Origin of the sequence: Paenibacillus vortex V453 (assembly GCF_000193415.1) — a bacterium.
Taxonomy (GTDB): Bacteria; Bacillota; Bacilli; order Paenibacillales; family Paenibacillaceae; genus Paenibacillus_AQ; species Paenibacillus_AQ glucanolyticus.
The window spans coordinates 24,846-48,511 of record NZ_ADHJ01000031.1 but is presented as its reverse complement, the minus strand read 5'-3'; the positions used below and the strand labels follow the sequence as shown (position 1 = coordinate 48,511).

Genomic DNA, 23,666 nt, shown 5'->3' with positions numbered 1-23,666 from the left:
TTGGTACAAACCGGTTTCCGCTCCAGGGCTGTACGCACGGGACTATACGGCCTGCTCATCCTGCTGTCCATCCTGTTTGTAATGCCTCTTTATTGGCTTCTGACGAATTCGCTACAGTTGGCAGGTTCTTCGATGGTCTTTTGGCCGAAGGGGTTCCATTGGGAAAACTACGTTTTCGCAGTTACGATGATTGACTACTGGAAATATACTAGGAATTCTATCATCATTACGTCGATATCCGTCGTGATTCCCACCTTTACGAGTGCGCTTGTCGGTTTCGGCTTCGCTCGGCTCCGAGGTCCCGGCAAAAACGCACTGTTTATGCTGCTGCTATCAACAATGATGCTGCCGGAAATCGTGACGCAAATTCCAACGTATGTGATCTTCTTTCAAATCGGGTTCCTCAACACGTTTTGGCCCTGGTTGTTCTGGGCGATCGGCGGCAGCGCCGTCAGCATTTTTCTGTATCGCCAGTTTTTCTCCGGCATCCCCAAGGACTTGGAGGAGGCAGCGAGAATCGACGGCTGTTCGACGTTCCGCATCTTCTGGAACATCTTCCTGCCTATCTCTCTGCCCGTCATTGCAACGGTGTCCATCCTCTTGTTCAACAGGAGTTGGGGCAACGACTACGTGACGCCATTTATGTTTTTGCAGATGGATCGATACCCGCTGTCAACGGCGCTTTTCTCGATCGGCTACAAATGGCCTAGCGGACAAAATATCCCGATCATCCAAAGCGCCGGAATCGTTCTGTTCATCTTGCCGATCATCGTTGTGTTTTTTGTAGGTCAGCGATACTTGGTAGAAGGGATCGTATCTCCTAGCGTTAAAGGGTGAGACACAAAGATCAAAAAAGGAAAGGATGAACGGTTATGACTAACGATATCCTCGACGCAAGCATTTGGGAGGAGGCTTGGAGGACGGATCCGACCACATTCGCCAATCGGGTGAAGAAATCCGGCTTAGATCCCGCGCATGCATTCGACGATAAAGCGAAAATTTTTGACAAGCAGGCGTTCAGCGAAGAAGGCATTCGGAGACGAGAGCGGATTATCGGCTGGTTGGAGGATCAGGGGGTAGCATGGAAAGGTGCTTCCGTGCTCGATGTTGGCGCGGCCTCAGGTGGATTCTCCATTCCTTTTGCCGAGCGTGGTGCGGAGGTTACGGCTGTGGAACCTTGCGTTCCGCTCGCCGATTTGCTCCTGGAGAACGCAGGAAAGCTCGAATCCGGCAGCGTCAAACTGGAGCGTGAAAAGTTTGAAACGATCGACCTCGATACAGCGGGGTGGCGGGACGCTTTCGATCTCGTATTCGCCTCCATGTGTCCAACTGTATCGGACTGGCAAAGTGTAGAGAGCCTGATCAGCTGCGCACGACAATACTGTTATATCAGCACGACTGCAGGCGGGCGGGAACACGGCTTATTGGATGAGATTTGGCCACTGATTACGGACCGTCAGCGCGAACCCGATCATTCTGAAATGGTTTACCTGCTTCAGCTGCTTTATCTCAAAGGCTACTCCTATGCTTCGCTGATTACCCGAGAAATGAAAACGACCGAGTTATCGATCGATGCGGCAATCGAAGAAGTGATGGTCTTGCTGCGCCTGCAGCAGATTCCGGCGGATGAGCAGACTCGTCGGACGGTTACTGAATATATGCAGCGCACCTATCCGGACAATAAGGTTGTGTTCCAACAAGGAGGACGCTTCGGTAAGGTTCTCGTTCAAATACGAGATCGTCATATGTACAGTAGGGATATCCGGAAGACCTGACGTCTTGCAGACCAATCTTTAACCAAAAAATAAGAGGAAAAAATCTCCATGATGCATCGTGGAGATTTTTTTTCATTATGGCTTTAGCCAGTTGAGTGCGTGAAACGCGCGAAACAAAAAACCACCCGCTATGCGGGTGGAGGGATCGAGGGTTTCACCACTAAGACCATTCCCATAAAATTGAGATATTCAAGCTCAAAAGAAAGGAAGGGTCTTAGATGGCAAACAAGAGACTACAGTCTAGCTTACACAAAGTGGATGTGCAAATGCCACATTGTATTCACCCCGAAGTATAGACGGAAAGAAATCTATAATCAAGTGAGAAAAGATTCAATCGAAATCTTCAGATGTTTATGTAAGAGCAAAAACAAATGGCGGCCCTGTGGCCGCCAGACTTCGTTACGCTTATGCTCGCCTTTCCTTAACAGAAGTCACAAATAACTTATCAATCTCACAGAGTGCTTATTAAACTTTTCAAACGCGCAGCCGTATCTGTTGAAGCTGTATAAATCATAATCTTCAAGTCGGGATTTTTTGACGGTTGGAGGATCACATGTTCAAACTCCATCTCTCCGATATGAGGATCGTAACTTCTTTTGTAGCGATCCGTAACGGCCTGAACGTCATGTAACGGCCATAACTCACAAAACAGCTGACTGGTCTTCATTAATTCCTCAATGAGCTCATTAAACCTCGGATCATCGCGTAAATATGCATAATCTGCACGAAACTGTGCGATCACAACTTGTGCTCTGTACTTGTCCGACCCTAGCAAGCCGCCCGTTAAAAGATGTTTCAACCAATTGGTTCTCTGCTGCATATGATTTGAAAATGGCGGTAATAGGAAAACGAATGCAGCCGCCCTGTTCCATATCAACAAATCCCAATATCTATTGAGAATAAAAGCTGGATTAGGTTCAAGAGCTCTTATTGTCTGTTCCAAACCCATATTAATTTGCTCATTATCTGCTCTTTCCTGTTGTGCCGGCTTTGCAAGAAGATGGAGGTGTTCACGTTCATCCTCCGTCAATTGCAACGCGTTTGCTATGTTATTGAGTACATCCTCTGATGGATTGACACATCGACCTTGTTCCAATGAGGTATACCATGAAGTTCCAATATGGGCAAGTTGGGCTACTTCTTCCCTTCGAAGCCCCGACGTCCGTCGTCGTCCATAAGATGCTAACCCTACATCTTCTGGAGAAAGGCGTTCGCGACGAGAACGTAAGAAATCACCTAGTAACTTTTTAGAGGGAACCTCCTTCATCATACTCCTCCTTATCCTGACACTCCCAATCATACGATAAACACAGGAAGGACAGCTAGTCGAGTCCTTCTATTAAGCTAAACCTAAGACATTCAAAAGCTGAGGAGGATTTAAAAATGAACATTTTTGTAACAGGAGCTACAGGTAAAGTAGGAAGCCGTTTTGTCCCCCGTATGCTGCAGCGCGGACACCAAGTTAAACTATTAGTAAGGAACGCCGCAAAAGCGGATTGGCTTTATCAGCAAGGGGCCGAGCTTTTAGAAGGCGATCTTTTGCAGCCGGAAAGCTATGTTGACGATCTCCAGGGCACTGATGTTGTGATTCATTTGGCTGCACAGTTCCGGGGGGTAGACGAGAATACTACTAGAACAGCAAACTTCGATGGCAGTATAGCCTTAGCTCATGCGGCGTTGAAGGCGGATGTGCCAAGATTTGTTTTTACCAGTACCAATAACGTCTATGGTTCGGTCAATCGCTTGAGACCAAACCGCGAAGACGACGAGCTTAGACCCGTTCATCCTTATCCTCAAAGTAAAGTTGAGGCCGAAGAGGCGCTGCTGCAGCTTCATCGTGAACAGGGATTGGGAGTGCGCATCGTTCGGCTGCCTTTTGTTTATGGCGAATGCGATCCCCACATTACGGAAAGTCTACCGTACTTCCGTAGTTGGAATCCAGCCAAAAGAATCCACATGATACACCACGCGGACGTAAGTCAAGCCCTGATGCTCGCAGCCATTATACCGGGTTTTGATGGCCGAATCTATAATGTTGGCGACGATGCACCGATCTCGATTGCGGAGCTTTTTCAACTTCATAACAGCGAGATACCGTCAGAAGCACTGCAAAAGGATTATGATCCGTGGGACATGGTCGTCGATACAACGCGAATAAGAGACGAACTAAACTATCGACCGATTTATCCTTCGTTCTACTCAGCAAGAGATGCAGGTGCGTTGTAATAAATTTATGGTAACCATAATTAGAACAGCAGCGACATTCCATGACATTTGTCCAAGAATGTCGATATTTATTTATCCTCATAAACCGCTCGGCATGGAAGGACGACTTGTGAATATGCAATGCCATCGCTCTAATATTTTATTTGGTTCTGACAACCTCAACACCATATCCTAGAGGGGAACCCAACATGAGCTACTCCCATCTTAGCACAATTGATCGAGGACAACTAGAAGCGCTGCATCGATTGGGCTGGTCATGCCGCAAGATCGGGCGTGAGCTAGGTCGACATCCTTCTACCACCGCACGAGAACCGAAACGCGGCGGCAGCAAGCAGGGCGAGGTTTATGCGGCTAGCTTTGCCACAGGCATATCACGAGCGGAGAACTTCGAGCTTGCCTGTCGGCAAGTATACCGCAGCTCTTGCAGAAGAGCTCAATCGGAAGCTACAGGGGATATGGTCGCCTGAGCAGATCGCCGAGAAGCACCGAGCCGAAGGAAAGCCGTTCGTGTGCTTCAAAACGATCTACAGATGGCTCTACGAAGGCCGTCTCGCAGCCGGAGAGGTCAAGGTGCACGACATAAGGGATCCGTATGTTGATACACTAAAAGTGTTCAGAGAAAATAAAGTGTTAGACTATGAAAATAATGTTGTAAACTAGACTAAGCTTCGTTAAGCTAAAGTTGTATTCGGTCGGGCTGTGCACATTAGCAATCCAAGAGAAACCGGGCATGCTGTTGGATGATAAAATGTTCATAAAGGAGGCTCCATATGGAACGTGTAATCCTGATGATGAATGTGCGAGAAAACTAGGGAGGAGAATCAGTCGCATGGCAAAGATCGTTTTCGCATTGAACCAGTCTCTGGACGGATTCGTCGACCACGACCACCCGGCATTTCAGCCCGACCCCTTACTATTCCGCCATTTCATCGACGATGTGAGCGGCCTGTCGGGCATCCTGTACGGGCGCCGCATGTACGAGAACATGCGGGTTTGGGACGGATTTGAATGGGGAGCGCCGGAACGGGAATTCGACAGCGGCGTGGCAAAGCAAACCGAAGTGGGTGGTGTCGAAGACGTTAAAATCCGTCGGTCCGAACGCTTCTCTGATCGAGGGTGACCTCGCAGCGGCCATAAGTGGGCTGAAGGCTCAGCATGAAGGGGTGATTGAAGTTGCCGGGCCGGAGTTGGCCCACAGTCTAACGGAGCTCGGTCTCGTTGATGAGTATCGACTCTATCTCCATCCAGTCGTGCTGGGTCACGGCAAGCCGTTCTTCGCCGGTCCGCGGCCGCCGCTGCGCCTCGTGGCAAGCGATCGAATTGGCGAGAATGTGATCAGGTTGACCTACGTTCCAGCTTAGTTGTGCGGTTGACCCAGCGACCTAAAGGGGCGATAGTTCAATAAAACGGCGGCGGTCTATGACTTTATTTTTTCTATTCTTGGCTGCCGCGGTTTGGGAGAGTGTGACACAAATCTCTCATTATAATCGGCGGAATAATACAAACCTAACCTCGTGAATGTAAATTGGATCAAATAATAAATGATATCAATTCTTACGCACAGAAACGAGGGAAGAAAAAAATTGTTGAGGGACAAGAACATGGTCCCATTGAAGTCGCTATTTCAGCGGCTTTTTTTATTTTATCGGTACAAGTTCTTGTCCCGAGCCAAGGACAAGAACTTGTACCGATTGCCGAAAAGGACAAAAACATGAGCCGATTACCGATTAGATAAATATCTAACTATGTTTCCATGCAATCTCATTAAGCTAACGGGCAGATTAATTGAAGATCAAAACACGGAGTATCCATAAGTAACGGCAAGTTATTTTCGGGAATCGTCTATGTGCTCATCCATCCGTAGCTTACGAGCAGAGCTCCTGAAGATGGCGGGTGACGATCTGCTCAACGGTCTGCGGTGTGTATAGCTCCGGGCGGAGCAATGCGAGTATCGTCAAGCCTTCGACAATCGAGGCCAATCTTAATGTTTCGAGTTGAATGTCCACCGAAGAGGGGAGAAGCTTCGCCTTAGCTAGAATTTCAAGGACAGCTTTAGTCAGGTAGTGGAGTCCGTCCGTGAGCTCGTCTTTTTTAGCTTGTAATGCCAAACTCGTGAGAGATCGGATGGCGAAGATCCACCAGACGCCGACGGCAGTTCGTTTTTCCGCATCCAAAGGAAGCAGTTGTAACAGAATTTCCCTCGCAGCCTTCATCGGAATAGGGTTTATTTCCAGGCGCTCTTCTGCTCTGGCAACTCCTCTTGTCAAATAATAGTCTACGATAAATAGCAATAGTTCGTCCTGTGTTGAAAAATAATGCCGCAATGCGCCGGGTGACAACCCTGCCGCAGCTGCAACGGCACGGATTGACGCATGTTCAACCCCTTTTTCTTCAATGATATTCCATGCTGATTCGGCGATTAGTTTTCTCTTTTGTTCGTGGTCCACGACTTTCGGCAACGGTAAACGCCCCCTTCGTCTTATTTAGCACACTGCATTAAAATAATTAATACAGTGTGTTATTTAGAATTTATTCAGTTATATCGCGTTGCAGTTATCACGTCAATAGTACTGGGCTTTGACTTGATTGACGGGAGGGGATTTCATGCAAGAACAAATCGATGGAGTTTTTCGTTTTCGTTCCACCTGTAATAGTTGCAGAAGAGAGTTTTATGTCATTGAGGGGACTCAAGCTTACGACCGTGTGAAACGAAATTTCAAAGGAATGCACTGCTGCGAAGATTGCAAAAACAGGATCGAACTTGAAGCCCGACTGCTGCTAGGAAGACGACTGTTGACCGGCAGAGATTAGGTTTCAAGACAGAAGGGGCCATCCTGAAAAGCTGATAAGGGATGGCCTAATGTGATGTCGAGGGACAAGAACATGGTCCCATAGAAAGTCGCTAAAATAGCGGCTTTTTTGTTTTATCGTTACAAGTTCTTGTCCCGAGTCGTCGACAAGAACTTGTAACGATTACCGAAAAGGACAAGAAGATGAGCCGATTACCGATTAGATACATATCTAATTACAATTCCATAGCATTTCGGGATTAAACTAACGGGAAACCTTTGTTGAGATCATATGAAGCAATTTACCGGTTGGCAGTTCCTTATCTATAAGCTAACAGGCAACATGGTGAAAACGCTTTGCCGAAATATAGAAGCAATGATGCAACGCGATCAATTATTGTTCGCTTGTGTGTCGTCGGGTAACAAAAACATAGTACCATTGGAAGCCGTTGATTATAAAAGTTCTTGTCAAAACACAATGACAAGAACTTGATAACATTCCCGACTGATGACAAGAACACTATTACTTTCCCGGTATGATTTCATCGACGGCAGCAGACATCATTTTATTAAGCTAATGGGCAGTTTACGCAAATGAATACTATTTTTTGTATCTGGAAATATTGATGCCGTAGGTAAACATTGTCATGATTTTGTTTGATGTATTTTCATGGGATTGGATAAACGGTCAACAAGCCACCATTCTAAAGAAAGTATTAGAATTTCGAAGTGAGGGTAAGGGCTAAAAATGGATTGAACTTGGTAGTAAAGAGTGTTACTCTAAAAGTCTGTGTTCGACAATACATTTAATAATAGTCACCATCTTAGTTATAAAGAAAGGCACTACTATGATAAAAGTTGATAACTTATACTTCTCATTTCCACAAAAAGAACTATATAAAGACATTTCATTTACGTTAGAAGAGTCACAGCATTGCGCTTTTATTGGAACAAGTGGCAGTGGCAAAAGTACACTGATCGATATACTGATGGATCCAGAAAGATATTTGTTCGAAGGCAAGTTAGATATAGATCCAACCTGTAAAATTGGGTATGTAAGTCAGTTCTCCCAACTAGACAGAACTAAAGAATCAACTGTTTTTGAATATATCGGAGAAGATTTTATTAAGCTACAAAATGAAATAACATCTATTTGTAATGAAATGGAAACATCATCGGATATTGAGCCGTTACTCGAAAAGTATCAATTCGCTTTAGACGCATTTGATGCAATGGGCGGAGATTATTTTGAGAGTAACATTAATAAGAAGCTAAATCTTGCAAACCTCTTGAAGCTAAAAGATGTTAGGGTATCCGACCTGAGCGGCGGAGAATTCAAACTTATTCAAGTAATGAAGGAAATGCTTAATAGTCCAGACTTAATGATCATGGACGAACCGGATGTGTTTTTAGATTTTGAGAACCTAAATGCGCTTAAAAAACTTATTAATACTCACAAAGGCATACTGCTAGTTGTTACGCACAATCGATATCTATTGAATCATTGTTTCAACAAAATTATTCACCTTGAAAACACAGAGATCCAAGAGTTTGATGGGCGATATATTGAGTATAATTTCTCATTACTTCAGACAAAAATTGAGTTGCAAGAAATCGCAGTCGCCGAAGCTGAAGAAATTGAGAGATACGATAACATTATTGATAATCTTAGAGCTATCGCAACTATTAATTCAGAAGCATCTAGAGGTAGAGCGTTAAAAGCTAGAGTTAGATTTCAAGAGAGATTGGAAGCGCGTAGAATTAAGGCACCATTTGTTGATATTAAGCAACCGAATATCAGTTTCGGTATTGAGAATGAAATTGAAGACAGCATTGTTGTAAAAGTCAATAATTATAGTGTTGCCTTTGATGAACTTCTTTTAGAGAATGTTAGCTTTGAGATAAAATCTACGGATAAAGTAGCCATTATTGGTCCAAACGGTACAGGGAAAACGACTTTACTACCGAGATATCTTTAACAATAATCATGATTCCATTGAAATAAATGATGATGTTAAAATGGCTTATTTATCTCAGAATCAAGGCGAAATGCTAAAGGATTCTAATACATTACTAGAAGAATTCATCGATGCTGGGTTTAAAACTTATGATGAAGTTAGATCGTATATTTCAAACTATGGATTTGAAGGCGAAATCGTTAATCAAAAGATTGAATCACTATCTGGTGGAGAAAAAAACATACTTCAATTGGCTAAAGTTTCTGCTAGTAATGCAAACGTATTGCTTCTTGATGAACCGACAAGCCATTTAGATACATATACACAAATTGCACTGGAAAAAGCCATTGAAGACTATAAAGGTGCAATTCTCATGATATCTCATGATTTCTATTCTGTTGTAAATGGTATGGATTATGTATTAATCATTGACAATAAGACGATTAGAAAAATGACTATGAAAAAATTTAAACAGATGATTTATGCTAGTCACTTTGATAAAGACTATTTAGAAGCGGAACAAAACAAAAAAGCAGTTGAAATGAAAATAGAATTGGCTTTAAAAGATACTAATTTTGAATTTGCAAAAGTACTGATTGATGAGCTAGAAGAGCTAATTAAGTTGCTTTAAATTACAACTCTCTGATTGAAATGATTACAAGAAAGTGAAGTCAGTTACAGCGAATAGGGCTAAAGTGAATTAGTCTGAGTTCAACGATGAAACATGATGCTGGTGAAAAAAACCACTAAAAAAGACACTGATGAATAGAATATCAGTGTCTTTTTACTACATTGATTTCTTGTAGCTCTTGCTTAAGGGAGGGAGAGAGATCATACATGAAGGAAGACAACCACAAAAGGTGATGTCCTATTAAACGTCACATGTCGAAGGACAGAAACATTGTCCCATTGAAAGTCGCTATTTTAGCGGTTTTTTTGTTTTATCGGTACAAATTCTTGTCCCGAGCCAAGGACAAGAATTTGTACCGATTGCCGTAAAGGACAAGAACATGGTCCGATTACCGATTAGATAAGTATCTAATTATGTTTCCATGCAATTTCATTAAGCTAACGGGCAGGGGCAGGTTAATGCAACTGAAGGAATTCCGGGAAATATGGGGAATTCTATTTTTACCCCCTATGGGAGATATCAGTAAAGTGAGGGAGATACAATGAGTCAAACCGCAAATAAATTTGAAAAAGAAATAACTAAAAGAGTGCGGATGAAATACCTCTTACATTTGCCAGATCAACATGAAAAAGAATCCTCAAATAAGTGGCCTTTAATCTTGTTTCTTCACGGGGCAGGTGAACGTGGAGATGATCTGGAGTTGGTAAAAGCACATGGAATTCCTATGATAGCAGAACGCGATCCTTCTTTTCCATTCATTACGATTTCCCCTCAATGCCCGGAGGATTCTTTTTGGAATGCTGAACAAGACGGATTGATGGCATTAGTAGATGAGATCATTGCAAACTATAACGTTGATCCAGATCGGATATACTTGACGGGGCTAAGCATGGGTGGTTATGGGACGTGGCACTTAGCAGCAGAATATCCAGGAAGGTTCGCAGCTATCGCTCCGATATGTGGTGGAGGTAACCCCAACCGGGTACATGAACTAGTAGGAACACCCATCTGGGCATTCCATGGCGCGAAGGATGATATAGTGTCCATTTCTGAATCAGAAAAAATGGTAGACGCACTTCGCGAAAACGGTGGAAATGTCTCTTTCACAATTTATCCTGAGACGAATCACAACTCCTGGACAGAAACATACGATAATCCGGAATTATATAGCTGGTTTTTAGGTCATTCTTTAATGGTAAGGAAATGAAGTTGTTTTACATTAAGTTAAAATATCATGGAGCAGTTCGCCTGTTGGCAGCTGCTCCTTTTTTTTAGCTAACGGAAGATATAGAAAAAACAGAAAATGATTGAATTACAAACTACCAAAATCCTATTGTGATTTGGTATCACAGTTTAGCAATGGTCCATTTCTGTACATGATTCAAGAAGTTAGTGCAGTAGGAGATAGAAACAAGAAAAACTTATCGAATCAGAGACTTTCTTTACAAAGAATGACGAGCGTTGAGACTCATAAAATGATTAATATTAGAGAGGGTGGATCAGTGGAAATAGGGCCATTTAATCCCGTTTTCTCTAGATCGTAAAGGAAATGCCTGGTGTTTTATTGCGAACCAGATGAAGAATGAAGAATACAAAGTTGCTTATTTCGATAGTCGCAACCCCAAATTGTATGGAATCATGGATAATTTCAATCAGTGGAAAGGTTTTGATAAACAATAGAGAGGAATTTATTAGAACCTTGTATGACTATAATGTGATTTCTATGGAATAAGGTTGGAATAAATACTAATTACGACGAGATTTTTCATAACACCTCACGTTCAATCAAACGTTGGAAATTGAGTGCGTCTCTAGGAGAAGGGATGAACGAATGTCCGAGGACAAGAACATGGTCCCTTTGAAAGCCGCTATTTGCGGATTTTTTCATTTTATCGGTACAAGTTCTTGTCACGAGTCAAGGACAAGAACATCGTCGGATTACTGATTAGGATAAGCACTTAACTACATCTCACTGCTCTAGATCATCAACTAACGAGAAGGATTACTCAATAACATTATAGAATTCCTTATATGGGATTATATGTTATAAACGATTATTTACTATGGAGAGGAGAGTTACAGCAATGAGGCGATTAATTTTAGCATTGATGAGCGTTGTATCGATATTACTTACTGCTTGTTCTAGTCAACCAGTTGATCTAACGAATAAACTAGAGAAATATGCTGTACCCGTTAATCAATTGACAGTACCCGATGGTGTCCAAATTATTGGTTTAGGCGAAGCAACTCATAACAACGGTGAGTTTCAGTCTGTACGGCTTGATGTATTTAAGGTGCTTGTTGAAAAGTATGGGGTTCGAACATTCGTATTAGAAGAGGATTTTGCTAATTCAGAATTAATGAATCGGTATCTATCAGGCGAGGAAATCGAATTGCAAGAAGCATGGGAAAAATGGTTTCCCTTCTACCATACACAAGAAATGGCTGAATTATTTGAGTGGATGCGAGAATATAACCGTTCTGCATCTAGTGAAGAACAGCTTCAATATTGGGGCATGGATGTTCAGCGATCAGAACTGATGCTACCCGCACTTGATAATTATTTAAAAGAGGTGGATCGTGAGCTCTCTAAAGAGCTTAACCGTATACAGGTCGGTAGTACTGATCTGTGGGAAATATCGAATCTATTACTCGGCGATATCTTTACCCCAATTAGTGAGCGTGCATGGACTAAAAGTGATTATAAACAACTGCAACGACAATGGAGTCCACTGGTCCAAAAGGAGGTTCAGCTAATTGAACAATTGATACACCGGATGGATATGAATGCTGATCTTCTTATCGCCAAATCAGATGAACAAATGTATGAGGTTGCAATGCAGAATATCCAGTCCATTTATGTTACCTACTCAGTAATCAATGATTCTTTGCTTCGAGATTTTAGCGAGGGGAATGGGTATCTTCACTTTGTTTCCTCTTCAAACCATCGTGATAAAGCCATGAAGGAAAAGGTAGACTGGATTTTAAACCAGTCGAATGGACCCGTTCTAATTGCAGGTCATAATGGTCATATCTCGAAAAAGAATAGTGCTGCCGCTGACAATTTTGTTAATGCAGCAAAAGATGAAAATATTAATGTAGCTAGCAAAATGCTTAAACTTACATATATAGGTGAGCTTCTGGAGGAAAGTTATGGCGATGCTTATTATGCTATCGGAACAACCTTTAATGAGGGCGTATTAGCAGCAGACTCAAAGATTATGACGGATCCAAATCCGCCTACCTTCACTATTCATAGTGATAATATATTACTAAATTCATTGAAGGATTTGCCGGCGGATCGTTATTTCTTGGATTTTGATCGTGCGAAGCAAGATGAGCAGTTAAACCGGCTAATCTCCAAGGATGAGTTAAAGATGCCATATGTAGGTAGCCTAAACGGTGTTGATTTGAATGATCCTAATCATCGTAAGATAGACAACTACTATTCAGGCATGATTATAGATGATTCATTTGATGCATTAATTCATTTTCGCAAGGTAGACGTATTCACACCTTATGGAAGGTGATTAATGGAAAGGGGGGTGGAAGAAGCTTTGCGTGAACTTGGCATCGCGATAACACAAGACGGAATTTCTATCTCTCGCAAGGGAGAGGCGGAAATAGGTATTCCGTTCATTTTTGGCAACTTTTTCATGGAATAGGACGTCTAAATGAATAGGTCTGGAACAAATTAGGACTGATGAGGGGGGAGGGCATTTGAAAAAGTTATTGATTAGCATATCAACGGTCATGATCTTTTTTCTTGCGAACGTCATTCCAACACAAGCATCAGGCAATGAAGTAATCGAGCATGGTATTCTAAAGAACAATCGAGTGCTGATCCCTATACGGGCAGTATCTCAGAACATGGGTATCGATGTGAAATGGAACCAATTTCAAAAAACAGCTCAATTGACCATTGGCGAGACTGTAATCACACTTGCGGTTCAATTCAAAAGGGCCTTAGTAAACCAGGACCGCGACGATTTTGATGCTCCGGTTGAGCTCATCCAAAACACAACTTATGTACCTTTAAGGTTCGTTAGCCAAACCATGGGAGCAGAAGTGAAGTGGGATCAGAAAACCAAAAGAAGCCACCGTTATCCTGGATGACAAGAAAGTCGTCGTTAAGTTGATGAAGCCGAAGTATCAAGTACCTACCAACCAACGACTAAGTGATACTCGTATTGCGCGGTTATCGGAGAAATTGAACGAGGCATCTGATCTATCGAAAGTAAAACAGGTTCGCACTTACTTCAAACCTTATTTTACGGATCGTCTAATTCAGCAAATCATAGAGCAGGAAGGACTTCACTTTAAAGAAATGAATTTTGATATGAATACGGCAACGGTAAACTATGCAAGCAATACTAGCGCGATGCTTATTCAATCCTATATTCCAGGAAATATATTAACGGGCGAGCTGCATTATGTTTTTGATCGGGAAGCGCACATTATTTATGCTAATGGAGCATGGAAGGTGGACAAGGTAAGCGATCATTTGAGACAGATCCCTAATATGAGCCTGGAACCCGATCTTCAGTAGTGATAACGGTACAAACATATTCATACATATGTACAAAATACGAGTTTTGTGAAATAGACTCTCGGGAAAACTTAGTAATCATTGATTTCATACAAAAACCTTCAGACAGAGATATTATTTTGTGGTTGGTTCTCACTCATCTGTTTCTCGGCCCATATTGGTCTTTCTGGTTGCTTCTGGTTCTTTGAACTTTCTCTAAACTATTCTGGAACATTCAATTGGTCGTCGATGTGGTATTTAAGTTCGGTTTTCCAAAGTTCAAAAACAGATTTCATGATACGTCTAAATTACCGATTCCGCATTCCTTGGTTGTTCAAAGGTTTTTTCTTTCGAGTTCAATTCCAACATTCCAATTACTGTAAATATGGTTACATATACAACTATAACCATTTTTAAACCTACTATACATAACAAGACATGACATGCTGTCTCACCAAGCTACCCAACTCAGTAAATAAAAAAGCCGCGGATTCCCGCGACTTCTTCAACCGAACCAAACGAAGGTGCATAAACCAAACTTGCCCTATTTAAGCACCCTCTATTTTTCAACAAACAAAAACTAAAACCATTTCCTGCTTAGCCTCTTCCCCATACCATATTCCACATGCGTCTGCGATGATATCCATTTTGAGGATCGACACCGCATTCCATAAGCCACTTCGCTGCATTTTCTTTTTGACAAGGAGTAACCGGTACTCCCAAGCAATTGGACAATTCATCAATCATCCCACAGCACCTGTTATAGTCTCGCAAATCCTCGCAGCGTTTCTTGCAGAGAATTCCATACACTTGATGGAAGTATCTCGGATTCATCATTTTACCTCGAAACGTTCCCATTAGTTCAGGATCAAGATATGCCATCTGCCTTCTCCTTTCGCAAGCTTCTTTTCATTCTCCTCAGGATTGAATAATAAATACAGTAAACGCTTATTGTTAGCTGGTTCCGCTTCCGACAATTCGTCGGTAATAAAAGCATATGCTATGTTTCCAATATGGACAGGGTGTATAACCAGAAGGCTTCGGAATATGATGAATTAGGGCTGTTTTTGGTACTTCTGCACATAATGGCTCAAGGTAAGCAGCGGCCAGACCAGCGGATAACTGTGATAATGAATATAAAAATGTCCCGGCAAACCCGCACCGGCAGGATATGTGGTTCTCCTGCCTTCTTGTCGGTTCCACTCTATTAAACGAAGGATCCCCTGATCGATCACCTCGGTTGGATTGTCGTGAACTGCAATCAGCGCATCCAAAGCCCATGCCGTATGGACGACCGTAGAGTATGGAGCCGGATTATATTTCTTAATGAAATCGCTCCGACAGGACTCCCCCCATCCCCCGTCCTCATGCCGGATTCTCAACAGCCAGTCCACGGCCCGCCGGATCGCAGGATGATCTGCCTGCAAGCCGGCAGCAGCCATTCCAGTCACCGCTGCCCATGTGCCATAGATAAAAGACACTCCCCACCGGCCATACCAGGAGCCGTCGCTCTTCTGCTTCTTCACGAGCCAGTCTAAACCGTCTTGAATACGCGGATGGGATAAACGCAGTTTCAAGTGATTCCCGAGCAGCTCCAGCACTCGGCCGGTAATATCCGCGCAGGAAGGGTCGGCGGCTGTTTCAGCAAAATGCGGTATTCGAAATAAACGTATAATCGACGAGGCACTGTTCTTCTCAAAAGCAGCCCATCCTCCATCATCATTTTGCATACGGAATACATATTGAATTCCTTTTCTCCATGCCGCGCTGTAGTCACTCTCCTGGGCTGCTAACCTGGTAAGTACGCGAATAACCGCCTGTGTATCGTCAACATCCGGATTGGCCGTGTTGCTCTCGGAGAATCCCCATCCACCGGAGGTACGATGCCGTGAGTCTCTTTCCGACTCCTGCTTCTCCAAATGCTGCAAGGAAAGAAGATACTTCGCGGCTCGCAGAATTGCGGCATCTTCCGTTGATACTCCTGCCTCCTGGAGGGTATAGGCAATCAGTGCCGTATCCCAGACGGTTGATGGGGAGTTTTGAATGTGCAGCGACCCGTCGAGCGCAGTGTAACCGAAAGAAACCAAGCCTTCTACCGCTTGCTTGATCATCGGTGAGTCCGTCTTATATCCAATGGCAAGCAGAGAATAAATCATAAAAAAGGTCGCGCTGGCATAGCTGTATTGTGTTCCATCATTTTCAATATTTTGCAGTAGGATTTGTTCTGTTTTTTTAAGTGCGCTTCTCGACAGATAACCTTTTTTCTTTCTTTCCCGTGTGCGATTTGAACGTCTCGGTTCACGTAGTTTATGAAAATGCTGTGTTACAAACAGATGATGGATGTTGATCTCCGGAGGATGATGGAGCTTAAACTTGCGGTGGCCGAGGATCAGCAAGGAAGCAAAATGACTGCGGACATACGAGCTCCAACGGTAATAACTGAAAGAACTTGATTTGGGAAGCTGTATCAAATACAGGGGCAGCGGGAAAAAACGAGGCCAAGGATAGAGCCCGTTTAGCGCCAGCATGAATTTAGTCGAAACATGGGCTTGCTCCACACCGCCATGCTGTACAATATACTCCTCAGCCTTCTGCATCATAACGTCTTCCCGGCTTGCACAACCGGATAGCAACAGGGCTGTATAAGCTTCGACCGTAGAAGACAGATGGCCCACTTCATCGTCGTACTGCTTCCATGCGCCGTTTGGAGCCTGACGCTGCTTCAGACGCTGCGCGAGCTGCGGAATTAGCTCCGGCTTGGTATCCAGGTTTTTCAGTAGAATGATCATATTGGCATCTGTCATCGGCCCCGTTTCAAAAAGAAATCTCCAGGATCCGTCCGGAAACTGTAAGGATTTGAGATGCGAAATATAGGTTTGAATCTCTGTCTGTACGGTCTCCAACCGACCCATTGTCGTCTCAACTCCTTGCCACATTGATAGGGTACCTCGTCACAAGAACCTGTTTTTTTATCGTATGTGGGGACAAAGCATCCGGTAGAGGCGTTTAGTCTCGGGTACATCCGCATATTTTGCACCAGGCTTAAAAGCCTGATTCCCATATCAGTAACCAGCAGCAGCAAATATCCTGAAAATATGCCGGGCTCCATTCCATCTCATAAAAAAACCGGCCACTTGGGCCGGCTTCATATCTTCACTTGATTTGGACCATGCACATTTTACAATAAACTGGAATATATTGCATATTGGCTCATATAATCATCATGATTAGGCCTGTCTCTGAGGAGCTGCGCGCTTTATACAGTCCTCTTGTAACCTACCTTACTTAAGATTAGCAGACCATTTCTCTGCACGTGCCTGCAGATCATCCAGAAACTTCTGAATATCCGGTGCATGACCGGATGCAGCCTGGCTAATAAATCCGTTAATGGCTGGAGCGATGTCGCTCATATAGAACGGATTGGCTTCATCCATAAGCTCCGAGTGGCCAACTTCCGCAATTTCAAGCGCTTTTTTCACAAATTTATCTTCCGGTGTTACGAAATCAGCGTTTTTCAGTGTGGGGGTATTCGAGAAATTTTCATACATATATTTTTGCGTCATGTAACTCGTCAAGAACTTCATCACTTCCCATGACGCATCCACATCTTTTGCATTCTTTGCCATGATGAACGGGTCGACTGCAACCCAGCCTTCGCCTTTTGGACCCAGGTTCAATACCGGCTCAAATCGGTCCAGCAGCTCTTTGTTCTGCTTCGAACGGTATTCACTCATGGTTGAACCGCCGGTAGAATCCAGCGCGATGGCAATGTTGTTCTTCTCAAGCCCGAAATTCTCGGCACCCTGGGCGTTGACGAAACCGGCCGGCGGCAGCTTGGCAGCTTCCTTCAGCCATTCCAGCACCTTCACCATTTCCGGTGTGTTGAGATGCCACTTGATGTTCTTGATATCTTTCAACGACCCTTCCGCTCCCTTCGCGCCAAAAGCAAGGGTAAGCGCAACAAAGGTAGACCCGTTTAACGAGTTGCCGCTCCAATACAGGCCGAAATTGTCTTCACCGGTTTTCGGGTTTTTGCCGGTCATTTTCTTAGCTTTATCCAGAATTTCTTCCGGACCAGGCTGTGCGGTGAGTGTATCCACTCCCCAGTCTTCAAACAGCTTCTTATCGTAGATAGTCATCCGGCGACCAAGGGCGACAGGAATGCCAAATTGCTTGCTGCCGTCCGGGGACTTGGTGCTGTAGGAATTGTTCATGATGCCTTCCAGATAAATGCTGGGGTCAAATGAGGTGTCCTTTTCAATCAGATCGTCCAGATCCCGCAACAGTCCTTCCTGATACCATTGGGAAGCAAAGGCTCCGCCCGTGTATAATACATCCGCGTCCCCGGAGAGCAGCATGGCCGTTTGTTTTGCTTTTACGTTCTCCCATGGGATTTGATATACCTCAAGTTTAATGTTCGGATACATTTTCTTGAACGTTTTATCCAAATATTCGTTAAGGCCGATCGTCGGATTCCCTGTCAACGCATCAATCCCGTTCTCGAGCTGCCAGCCTGCCAGCGCAACGCGAACCGTTCCTTGCATATCGGACACTTTCTCAATTTGGACGCCGCCGGTTACGTCTTTTCCCGAACTGCCAGTGCAAGCGGCCATCGTAAACACAAGTACAAAAGACAGAATAAGCAGTACCGTCTTCTTCATATCAGACACACCTCCGTAAAAAATAGATGAAATTCGCGTAACGCGGGATTACTGCTTGATACCGGAGAGCGCAATGCTTTCGATAATATAACGCTGCAGGAACATATAGACGACGATAACCGGAATCAGACTCGTTGTGGTTGCCGCCATAATGATCGAAGGCTGTTGATTGATCCCGTTATTATAGGTAAACATCGCCAGACCAATCTGAATGGTGTATTTGGTAGCGGATTTCAGAATCAGCAGCGGCCACAGCATATCGTTCCAGACGCCAAGGAACAGCAGAATAACCATGGTGGCGATAATGGGAGTACAGAGCGGCAGGTAAACCCGGCTGAATACGGTAATTTCCTTGGCCCCATCCAATACCGCGGCTTCCCTTAAACTGCCGGGTAATTGATCAAAGAACGCCTTGGCTAAAAAAGTACCGAAAGCATAATTCATCGCCGGCAAATAAAAAGCCAGATAGTTGTCAACCAAACCGAGCTTGCTGAACAGCAGATACTGAGGAATCATCGTCATTTCGAATGGAATCATCATCGTGCTTAAGGCCAGCAGCAGAACGAAGTTTGCCCCTTTGAAGCGGAGTTTGGATAAGGCATATCCGGACAAAAGCGCAGACAACGAGCTGATGACAATGACTCCTGCACTAACAAGTGTTGAATTGCCAATATATCGAAACATATTGATGTTAGTGAAAGCGGCTTCATAAGTTCGGATCGAAGGCTCCTCCGGCCATATTTTGGGCGGGAAAGAGATATTGAGTCGTGCCCCCCAATCGAAGCTGGTCACGAGCATCCATAGGAACGGCACAATCATAATAAATGAACCCAGCAGCAGGGCCATTGTTAAAATAAGCTGTTGAAGTGTGATTCGTTTACGGCGTACAGGTTCCTTGGGTAAGGCTGAATCGATCATAGTTACCCTCCTGTCTTGTGAATTTACGGTTCCCTAAGGTTCCCGAATCGGCAAGGCGACCGAGTTAGTCTAAACTGTCTTTACGGCGGTTAAGGAGCATGAGGAATGCCGTCAGAATGAGTATGATCAAGAACAGTAAGTAGGATACGGCAGTGGCCAGACCCATCTGTGAAGCAAGGAACGCATTCCGGTAAATGTACAGCACGACCGTCATCAAGCTTCCTCCTGGATTGCCAGCCGTTCCCCCGATTAACCAGACATCGGTAAACCGCTTCATGCCGCCAATGGTTCCCATAATCAGCATAAACACAAAGATTGGACGCAAATAAGGAATCGTGATATACCACCACTTCCGGTACGTTCCGGCTCCATCCACTTCTGCTGCTTCGTAAAGATCCCGAGGAACACTTTGTAATCCTGCCAGGAAAATGATCGTGTTATACCCGAGCGCGCCCCACAAACTCATCAGCACAATGCTGTACCGTGCGACTTCAGGATTCGTGAACCATCCAACAGGATCCATGCCAAACAAGCCAATAACAAAGTTGATCAGTCCCTCCTTGGACGGAAAGAACAAGAACGAAAACAAGAGGCTTGTCGCAACACCGGATACCACATTGGGCAGAAAATATACGGCTTTAAAAAAATTACGGCCCAGATTCCACTTCAAGTTGTTAATGAGGCTGGCCAGAATAAAAGACAGTGCAATACCAAGCAGAACAGACCATATCCCCATCATAAATGTGTTTGTAAGCGCTTGCCAAAATAAGGAATCCTCCAGTGCGTATCGGTAGTTGCTGAGGCCCACCCAAGCGCCCGATAAATTGAGCCCAGATGTCTGATGAAAACTCATGAACAGCGCGGCGAACATGGGATAGATGGCAAATACCACAACCCCGATAATAAGCGGGGCACTGAATAGATAGCCCATCCAGTCATTGCGTGTAAATCTGAATCTTCGTTTAGCCATACTCCGATGATCCGCAGTCCATTTCCCTTCTGGGGTGGATGACAAACTGATCCTCCTCCTTTCATTAATAACCGGATTCATGCCGGTGATTGGACAAGCGATCATGTCCATTCTGTACATGGTTATGTGGACGAATCCGGATTATGTGTTATTCTTTTTTTCACAGATGCGAACGTAAGAACAACATAGGTGTGACGATTCCTCATCGGCAGTGTATGCAATGGCCCACATCTAGGTGTATGCCTATTCCGATTAAGGCATCATAATAAATATTATGTAAACTATCAAAACGAAGAAAACCGTCCATCTCAGATGTCTATTCTGAAATTGACGGTTCATCATCACATACCCAGCATCGTCTTAAGCGTAATAAACACAACAGGAATCAGCAGCGCTGGGATTAGATTCATCGTTTTGAAATGCCGGATGCCTAATATGCTCAAGCCAGAACTCAGAATCAAGATTCCCCCAACAATGGATATTTCGGTTAACAGCTCGGGTGTGATAAAACCCGACACAGCACCGGCCAGAACATAGAATAATCCTTGCCAACAAAATAGTACAACGGCTGATAAAATAATACCGATACCAAAGGTTGACGCCAGGCGGTAGATAATCCTTCCGCTAGATTGCCTGTCGAAAATCTGGACACCGCATGCTTAAATCGCTGTTCGATCAGGGGTCTCGCTGGAAGATTCTTTCTTTTCTAAGTAACGATATAAAGTTGTTGCTCCTATTCCTGTGACTACTTTAATTTGGGATAAAGAATAGTCTTTGCTTTCATACATCTTTATGGCAAGCATGATTTTTTTTGATTCAACCTTCGGTCTCCCTCCATTTCTTCCCCTAGCTCTAGCTACCGTCAGTCCATCTTTTGTTCTTTCACTAATGATATCTCGTTCCAATTCGGCTATGCTAGTTAACATTCTAAAGAAGAATCGTCCCATTGCTGTTGTCGTGTCAATCTTATCCTGAATGGATACAAAATTAATGCCTTTTGCTTCAAAATGTTCCATAAGTTCAACTAAATGCTTGGTACTTCGACTGATTCGGTCTAATTTATAGACAACCACTGTATCGTCTTTGCGCAAAACTTTAAGAAGTTCATCTAACTGTGGACGGTTATGTCTTTTTCTTTAAAGGTCTCATCAACCCCATATTGATTCAATGCATCGAGTTGTAATGATAATGACTGATCTTGTGTGCCAACACGTGCATAACCAAATTTCAATACAAACATCCCCTTTCATACCAAAAACGGTTGTTTTTGATACGTTAACTCTCAATGCTAAGTGGCATTTATAAAGATAATTCTGATACAATATTGTTAAGCAAGAGGGCCAGATTATGGAATAATAGCTGTACTAAGATTGAAAATTTAAAATAATTTTATTAGGCTAAAAATTAGTAACCATCACGTTAACCTGTTCAAAGGGGGAAATATGAAATTGGATCCAAACATGATTAAGTTTCGAAGGCTTATATTCGAAGATTTACCACTTATGTATGACTGGATTAGAAATGACCGTTTTGTTAACCGTTTTTGGGCTTACAACAAAAAAGAACCTTATGAAAAGGTAACCCAAGAGTTTTCTGATTATATCAAAAGGGTTGAACCAACTGATCCGTATCTAATTCTTTATAATGATACTCCTATTGGTTATATACAAACATTCAATTGGAGTGATTATCCAGTATTTGAAAAGTATGTTGATCTAACTAATTCAGCCAGTTTAGACCTATTTATAGGAGAAGAGGAGTATAGAAATAAAGGACTTGGCACAAAAATTCTGTCACGTTTTCTAAGTCAGTTTGTTTTTTCCGATGAAAGTGTAGATAGGTGTATTATTAATCCAGAGGTTAACAATAGTATAGCTATACGAGCCTATGAAAAAGTTGGGTTTCAGATTATTAAAATGGTCCCAGATATCCCAGAAGAACCTGGACCTGTTTTTTTCATGAGTTTGGATCGTCATAATTTCCAAGGATAAATATCATAAAAAGAGTGATTCTTAATCAGTGTCCTGTTTATTTTGTGAAAAAATCAGCAACTTTTTATGACGGAAAACCCTGTCACGACACAGATCTTTCACTTTTTCACAAGGTTACTTTCCGATTTCATGTTAAATACTTTCAAAACGCATACCCCCGTCCAGTTTTTGATGGAGGTAAAATAAAGTTTTATTCCACAATCGAGCCCGTTTGTTGAAGAAACTTCGCCAAATGTCATATTGTTTTCCAACCGTGAAACAGTGAGAACACTATTCAATCTAAAAAAGACGTTCAATAAAGTTCATGCTTCTGTTTTGATTAGTTATTTTTGGGGGTTATTTCTGTTCGATAAATGTTTAACTAAAACATCAAACATGTTGTTCCATCCCTGTTCAGAACCATCTCTAAATTCACGATGCGCCTTTTCAATGTCTTCTGTGGTCCATCCTTGTTCATGAGGAACCACTATTTCTTGTGTGAAAGTCATTTCGCAGCCACCATCTATGGGTTCTAATAATACGGTTATTCGGTCTATCGTTTCGCTATATTTTGGGATTTGAAATGTAAATACTAATTTGAAGGGTTTATCGATTTCAAGATATTTCCCAATAGCTTCTCCTTCTTTGGGGTCCCTAATCCTATAAGACCCTCCGACGCAAAAATCATTCTCTACAATATTAGCTTTTTCTTCTGGATTAAATAGCCATTTACTCATCATTTCTGGGTTTACCCACGCATCAAACACTCTTTCCGCAGTGAATTCAAAACGACGTGTCATTGTTAGGGTAGTTGTTGAAGTGATCATCTCAATCATCCTATTCATAATAATTTTATCGTAATAAGTTTATTGCAAATACCTTAATGTTCCTCCTTTTTAGCGTTACTAAGCTCACGTTCAAGAGCGTCAAACTGTCTGTTCCAAAAATGTTCGTAAAAGCGCAGCCAATCCGTTGCAGATGATAAGGATTCGGCATTAAGGCGACAAGTATGTGTTCTACCTTTTACACTCCTATCAAGAATGCCTGCCCGTTCTAAGACTTTAATATGCTTAGAAATAGCTGCTAAAGACATATCAAAAGGTGCGGCCAATTCCGATACTGTACGTTCTTGAGAGGCAATAAGACGAACAATTTCTCTTCGTGTTGGATCAGCCAAGGCGTGGAAAACACTATCTAGATTATTATTTTGTTCAACCATATGGTTAAATATAATGGATAT

At 43.1% G+C, this 23,666-nt stretch carries 22 protein-coding genes and 4 pseudogenes; 15 read left to right on the top strand and 11 right to left on the bottom strand.

Annotated features, from left to right (window positions below; translation table 11 throughout):
* The 3 genes and pseudogenes from PVOR_RS17020 to PVOR_RS33040 all read left to right on the top strand — a co-directional run.
* Positions 1-837, top strand: coding sequence for a carbohydrate ABC transporter permease (locus tag PVOR_RS17020; protein WP_006210643.1), 837 nt, complete (start codon positions 1-3; stop codon positions 835-837).
* Positions 838-872: 35 nt separating this feature from the next.
* Positions 873-1,775 (top strand): class I SAM-dependent methyltransferase, encoded by a 903-nt coding sequence (locus PVOR_RS17015; RefSeq protein ID WP_006210642.1) that lies wholly within the window; start codon positions 873-875, stop codon positions 1,773-1,775.
* A 258-nt stretch (positions 1,776-2,033) separates the two neighbouring features.
* Positions 2,034-2,144: pseudogene (locus PVOR_RS33040) on the top strand (transposase); the annotation flags it as partial.
* A gap of 82 nt (positions 2,145-2,226) precedes the next feature.
* On the opposite strand, the gene PVOR_RS17010 reads toward PVOR_RS33040, so the two are convergent.
* The gene (locus tag PVOR_RS17010; protein WP_234973001.1) at positions 2,227-3,045 is read right to left on the bottom strand and encodes a helix-turn-helix transcriptional regulator; all 819 of its coding nucleotides are present in this window, start codon (positions 3,043-3,045) and stop codon (positions 2,227-2,229) included.
* Positions 3,046-3,158: 113 nt separating this feature from the next.
* Here PVOR_RS17010 and PVOR_RS17005 point away from each other — a divergent pair, with 113 nt between their 5' ends.
* From PVOR_RS17005 to PVOR_RS30695, 5 genes and pseudogenes are all read left to right on the top strand, one after another.
* A complete protein-coding gene (locus PVOR_RS17005) occupies positions 3,159-4,001 on the top strand; it encodes an NAD-dependent epimerase/dehydratase family protein (RefSeq protein ID WP_006210640.1) in 843 nt (280 codons plus the stop codon).
* A 188-nt stretch (positions 4,002-4,189) separates the two neighbouring features.
* Positions 4,190-4,588: pseudogene (locus tag PVOR_RS29715) on the top strand (transposase); the annotation flags it as partial.
* A 242-nt stretch (positions 4,589-4,830) separates the two neighbouring features.
* Positions 4,831-5,121 (top strand): hypothetical protein, encoded by a 291-nt coding sequence (locus PVOR_RS31930; protein ID WP_234973000.1) that lies wholly within the window; start codon positions 4,831-4,833, stop codon positions 5,119-5,121.
* Complete coding sequence (locus PVOR_RS31925; protein WP_234972999.1) at positions 5,069-5,362, top strand: dihydrofolate reductase family protein; 294 nt, start codon at positions 5,069-5,071, stop codon at positions 5,360-5,362. Before PVOR_RS31930 ends, PVOR_RS31925 begins: the two co-directional genes overlap by 53 nt.
* Before the next feature lie 164 nt (positions 5,363-5,526).
* Positions 5,527-5,736: a hypothetical protein gene (locus PVOR_RS30695; protein WP_160164008.1), complete on the top strand. Its 210-nt coding sequence runs from the start codon at positions 5,527-5,529 to the stop codon at positions 5,734-5,736.
* 130 nt (positions 5,737-5,866) lie between these two features.
* Here the strand turns inward: PVOR_RS30695 and PVOR_RS16990 are convergent, their stop codons facing one another.
* Complete coding sequence (locus PVOR_RS16990) at positions 5,867-6,460, bottom strand: TetR/AcrR family transcriptional regulator (protein ID WP_006210638.1); 594 nt, start codon at positions 6,458-6,460, stop codon at positions 5,867-5,869.
* 145 nt (positions 6,461-6,605) lie between these two features.
* On the opposite strand from PVOR_RS16990, the gene PVOR_RS16985 reads away from it, so the two are divergent.
* The 6 genes and pseudogenes from PVOR_RS16985 to PVOR_RS31915 all read left to right on the top strand — a co-directional run bounded on the left by PVOR_RS16985 (position 6,606) and on the right by PVOR_RS31915 (position 13,928).
* Entirely contained in the window at positions 6,606-6,812 is a 207-nt protein-coding gene (locus tag PVOR_RS16985; protein WP_006210637.1) for a hypothetical protein, read from the top strand.
* An 826-nt stretch (positions 6,813-7,638) separates the two neighbouring features.
* Positions 7,639-9,379, top strand: a pseudogene (locus PVOR_RS16980) (ABC-F family ATP-binding cassette domain-containing protein).
* A 541-nt stretch (positions 9,380-9,920) separates the two neighbouring features.
* A complete protein-coding gene (locus tag PVOR_RS16975) occupies positions 9,921-10,586 on the top strand; it encodes a prolyl oligopeptidase family serine peptidase (protein WP_006210636.1) in 666 nt (221 codons plus the stop codon).
* Between the two features lie 877 nt (positions 10,587-11,463).
* Entirely contained in the window at positions 11,464-12,909 is a 1,446-nt protein-coding gene (locus tag PVOR_RS16970; RefSeq protein WP_006210634.1) for an erythromycin esterase family protein, read from the top strand.
* A 190-nt stretch (positions 12,910-13,099) separates the two neighbouring features.
* Positions 13,100-13,495, top strand: coding sequence for a copper amine oxidase N-terminal domain-containing protein (locus tag PVOR_RS31920; protein ID WP_006210632.1), 396 nt, complete (start codon positions 13,100-13,102; stop codon positions 13,493-13,495).
* Positions 13,496-13,517: 22 nt separating this feature from the next.
* Entirely contained in the window at positions 13,518-13,928 is a 411-nt protein-coding gene (locus tag PVOR_RS31915) for a hypothetical protein (protein ID WP_234972998.1), read from the top strand.
* 576 nt (positions 13,929-14,504) lie between these two features.
* Here the strand turns inward: PVOR_RS31915 and PVOR_RS30375 are convergent.
* From PVOR_RS30375 to PVOR_RS16935, 7 genes and pseudogenes are all read right to left on the bottom strand, one after another.
* On the bottom strand, positions 14,505-14,789 hold the full coding sequence (locus PVOR_RS30375) for a hypothetical protein (protein WP_036639133.1): 285 nt from the start codon (positions 14,787-14,789) through the stop codon (positions 14,505-14,507).
* 173 nt (positions 14,790-14,962) lie between these two features.
* The gene (locus PVOR_RS16960) at positions 14,963-16,819 is read right to left on the bottom strand and encodes a terpene cyclase/mutase family protein (protein WP_006210629.1); all 1,857 of its coding nucleotides are present in this window, start codon (positions 16,817-16,819) and stop codon (positions 14,963-14,965) included.
* 369 nt (positions 16,820-17,188) lie between these two features.
* Positions 17,189-18,568 (bottom strand): extracellular solute-binding protein, encoded by a 1,380-nt coding sequence (locus PVOR_RS16955; RefSeq protein WP_006210628.1) that lies wholly within the window; start codon positions 18,566-18,568, stop codon positions 17,189-17,191.
* A 48-nt stretch (positions 18,569-18,616) separates the two neighbouring features.
* The gene (locus PVOR_RS16950) at positions 18,617-19,486 is read right to left on the bottom strand and encodes a carbohydrate ABC transporter permease (protein WP_006210627.1); all 870 of its coding nucleotides are present in this window, start codon (positions 19,484-19,486) and stop codon (positions 18,617-18,619) included.
* A gap of 64 nt (positions 19,487-19,550) precedes the next feature.
* Positions 19,551-20,501, bottom strand: coding sequence for a carbohydrate ABC transporter permease (locus PVOR_RS16945; RefSeq protein WP_006210626.1), 951 nt, complete (start codon positions 20,499-20,501; stop codon positions 19,551-19,553).
* A gap of 296 nt (positions 20,502-20,797) precedes the next feature.
* Positions 20,798-21,034: a DUF554 family protein gene (locus PVOR_RS29710; RefSeq protein ID WP_327196559.1), complete on the bottom strand. Its 237-nt coding sequence runs from the start codon at positions 21,032-21,034 to the stop codon at positions 20,798-20,800.
* An 81-nt stretch (positions 21,035-21,115) separates the two neighbouring features.
* Positions 21,116-21,696 (bottom strand): annotated as a pseudogene (locus PVOR_RS16935) (recombinase family protein).
* Positions 21,697-21,898: 202 nt separating this feature from the next.
* On the opposite strand from PVOR_RS16935, the gene PVOR_RS16930 reads away from it, so the two are divergent.
* Positions 21,899-22,447 carry a GNAT family N-acetyltransferase gene (locus PVOR_RS16930; protein ID WP_040680710.1) on the top strand — a complete coding sequence of 183 codons (549 nt, stop codon included), beginning with the start codon at positions 21,899-21,901 and terminating at the stop codon, positions 22,445-22,447.
* A gap of 323 nt (positions 22,448-22,770) precedes the next feature.
* On the opposite strand, the gene PVOR_RS16925 is transcribed toward PVOR_RS16930, so the two are convergent.
* Positions 22,771-23,253 (bottom strand): SRPBCC family protein, encoded by a 483-nt coding sequence (locus PVOR_RS16925; protein WP_006210622.1) that lies wholly within the window; start codon positions 23,251-23,253, stop codon positions 22,771-22,773.
* 53 nt (positions 23,254-23,306) lie between these two features.
* Entirely contained in the window at positions 23,307-23,645 is a 339-nt protein-coding gene (locus tag PVOR_RS29705; protein WP_076151955.1) for an ArsR/SmtB family transcription factor, read from the bottom strand.
* Positions 23,646-23,666: the final 21 nt, after the last annotated feature.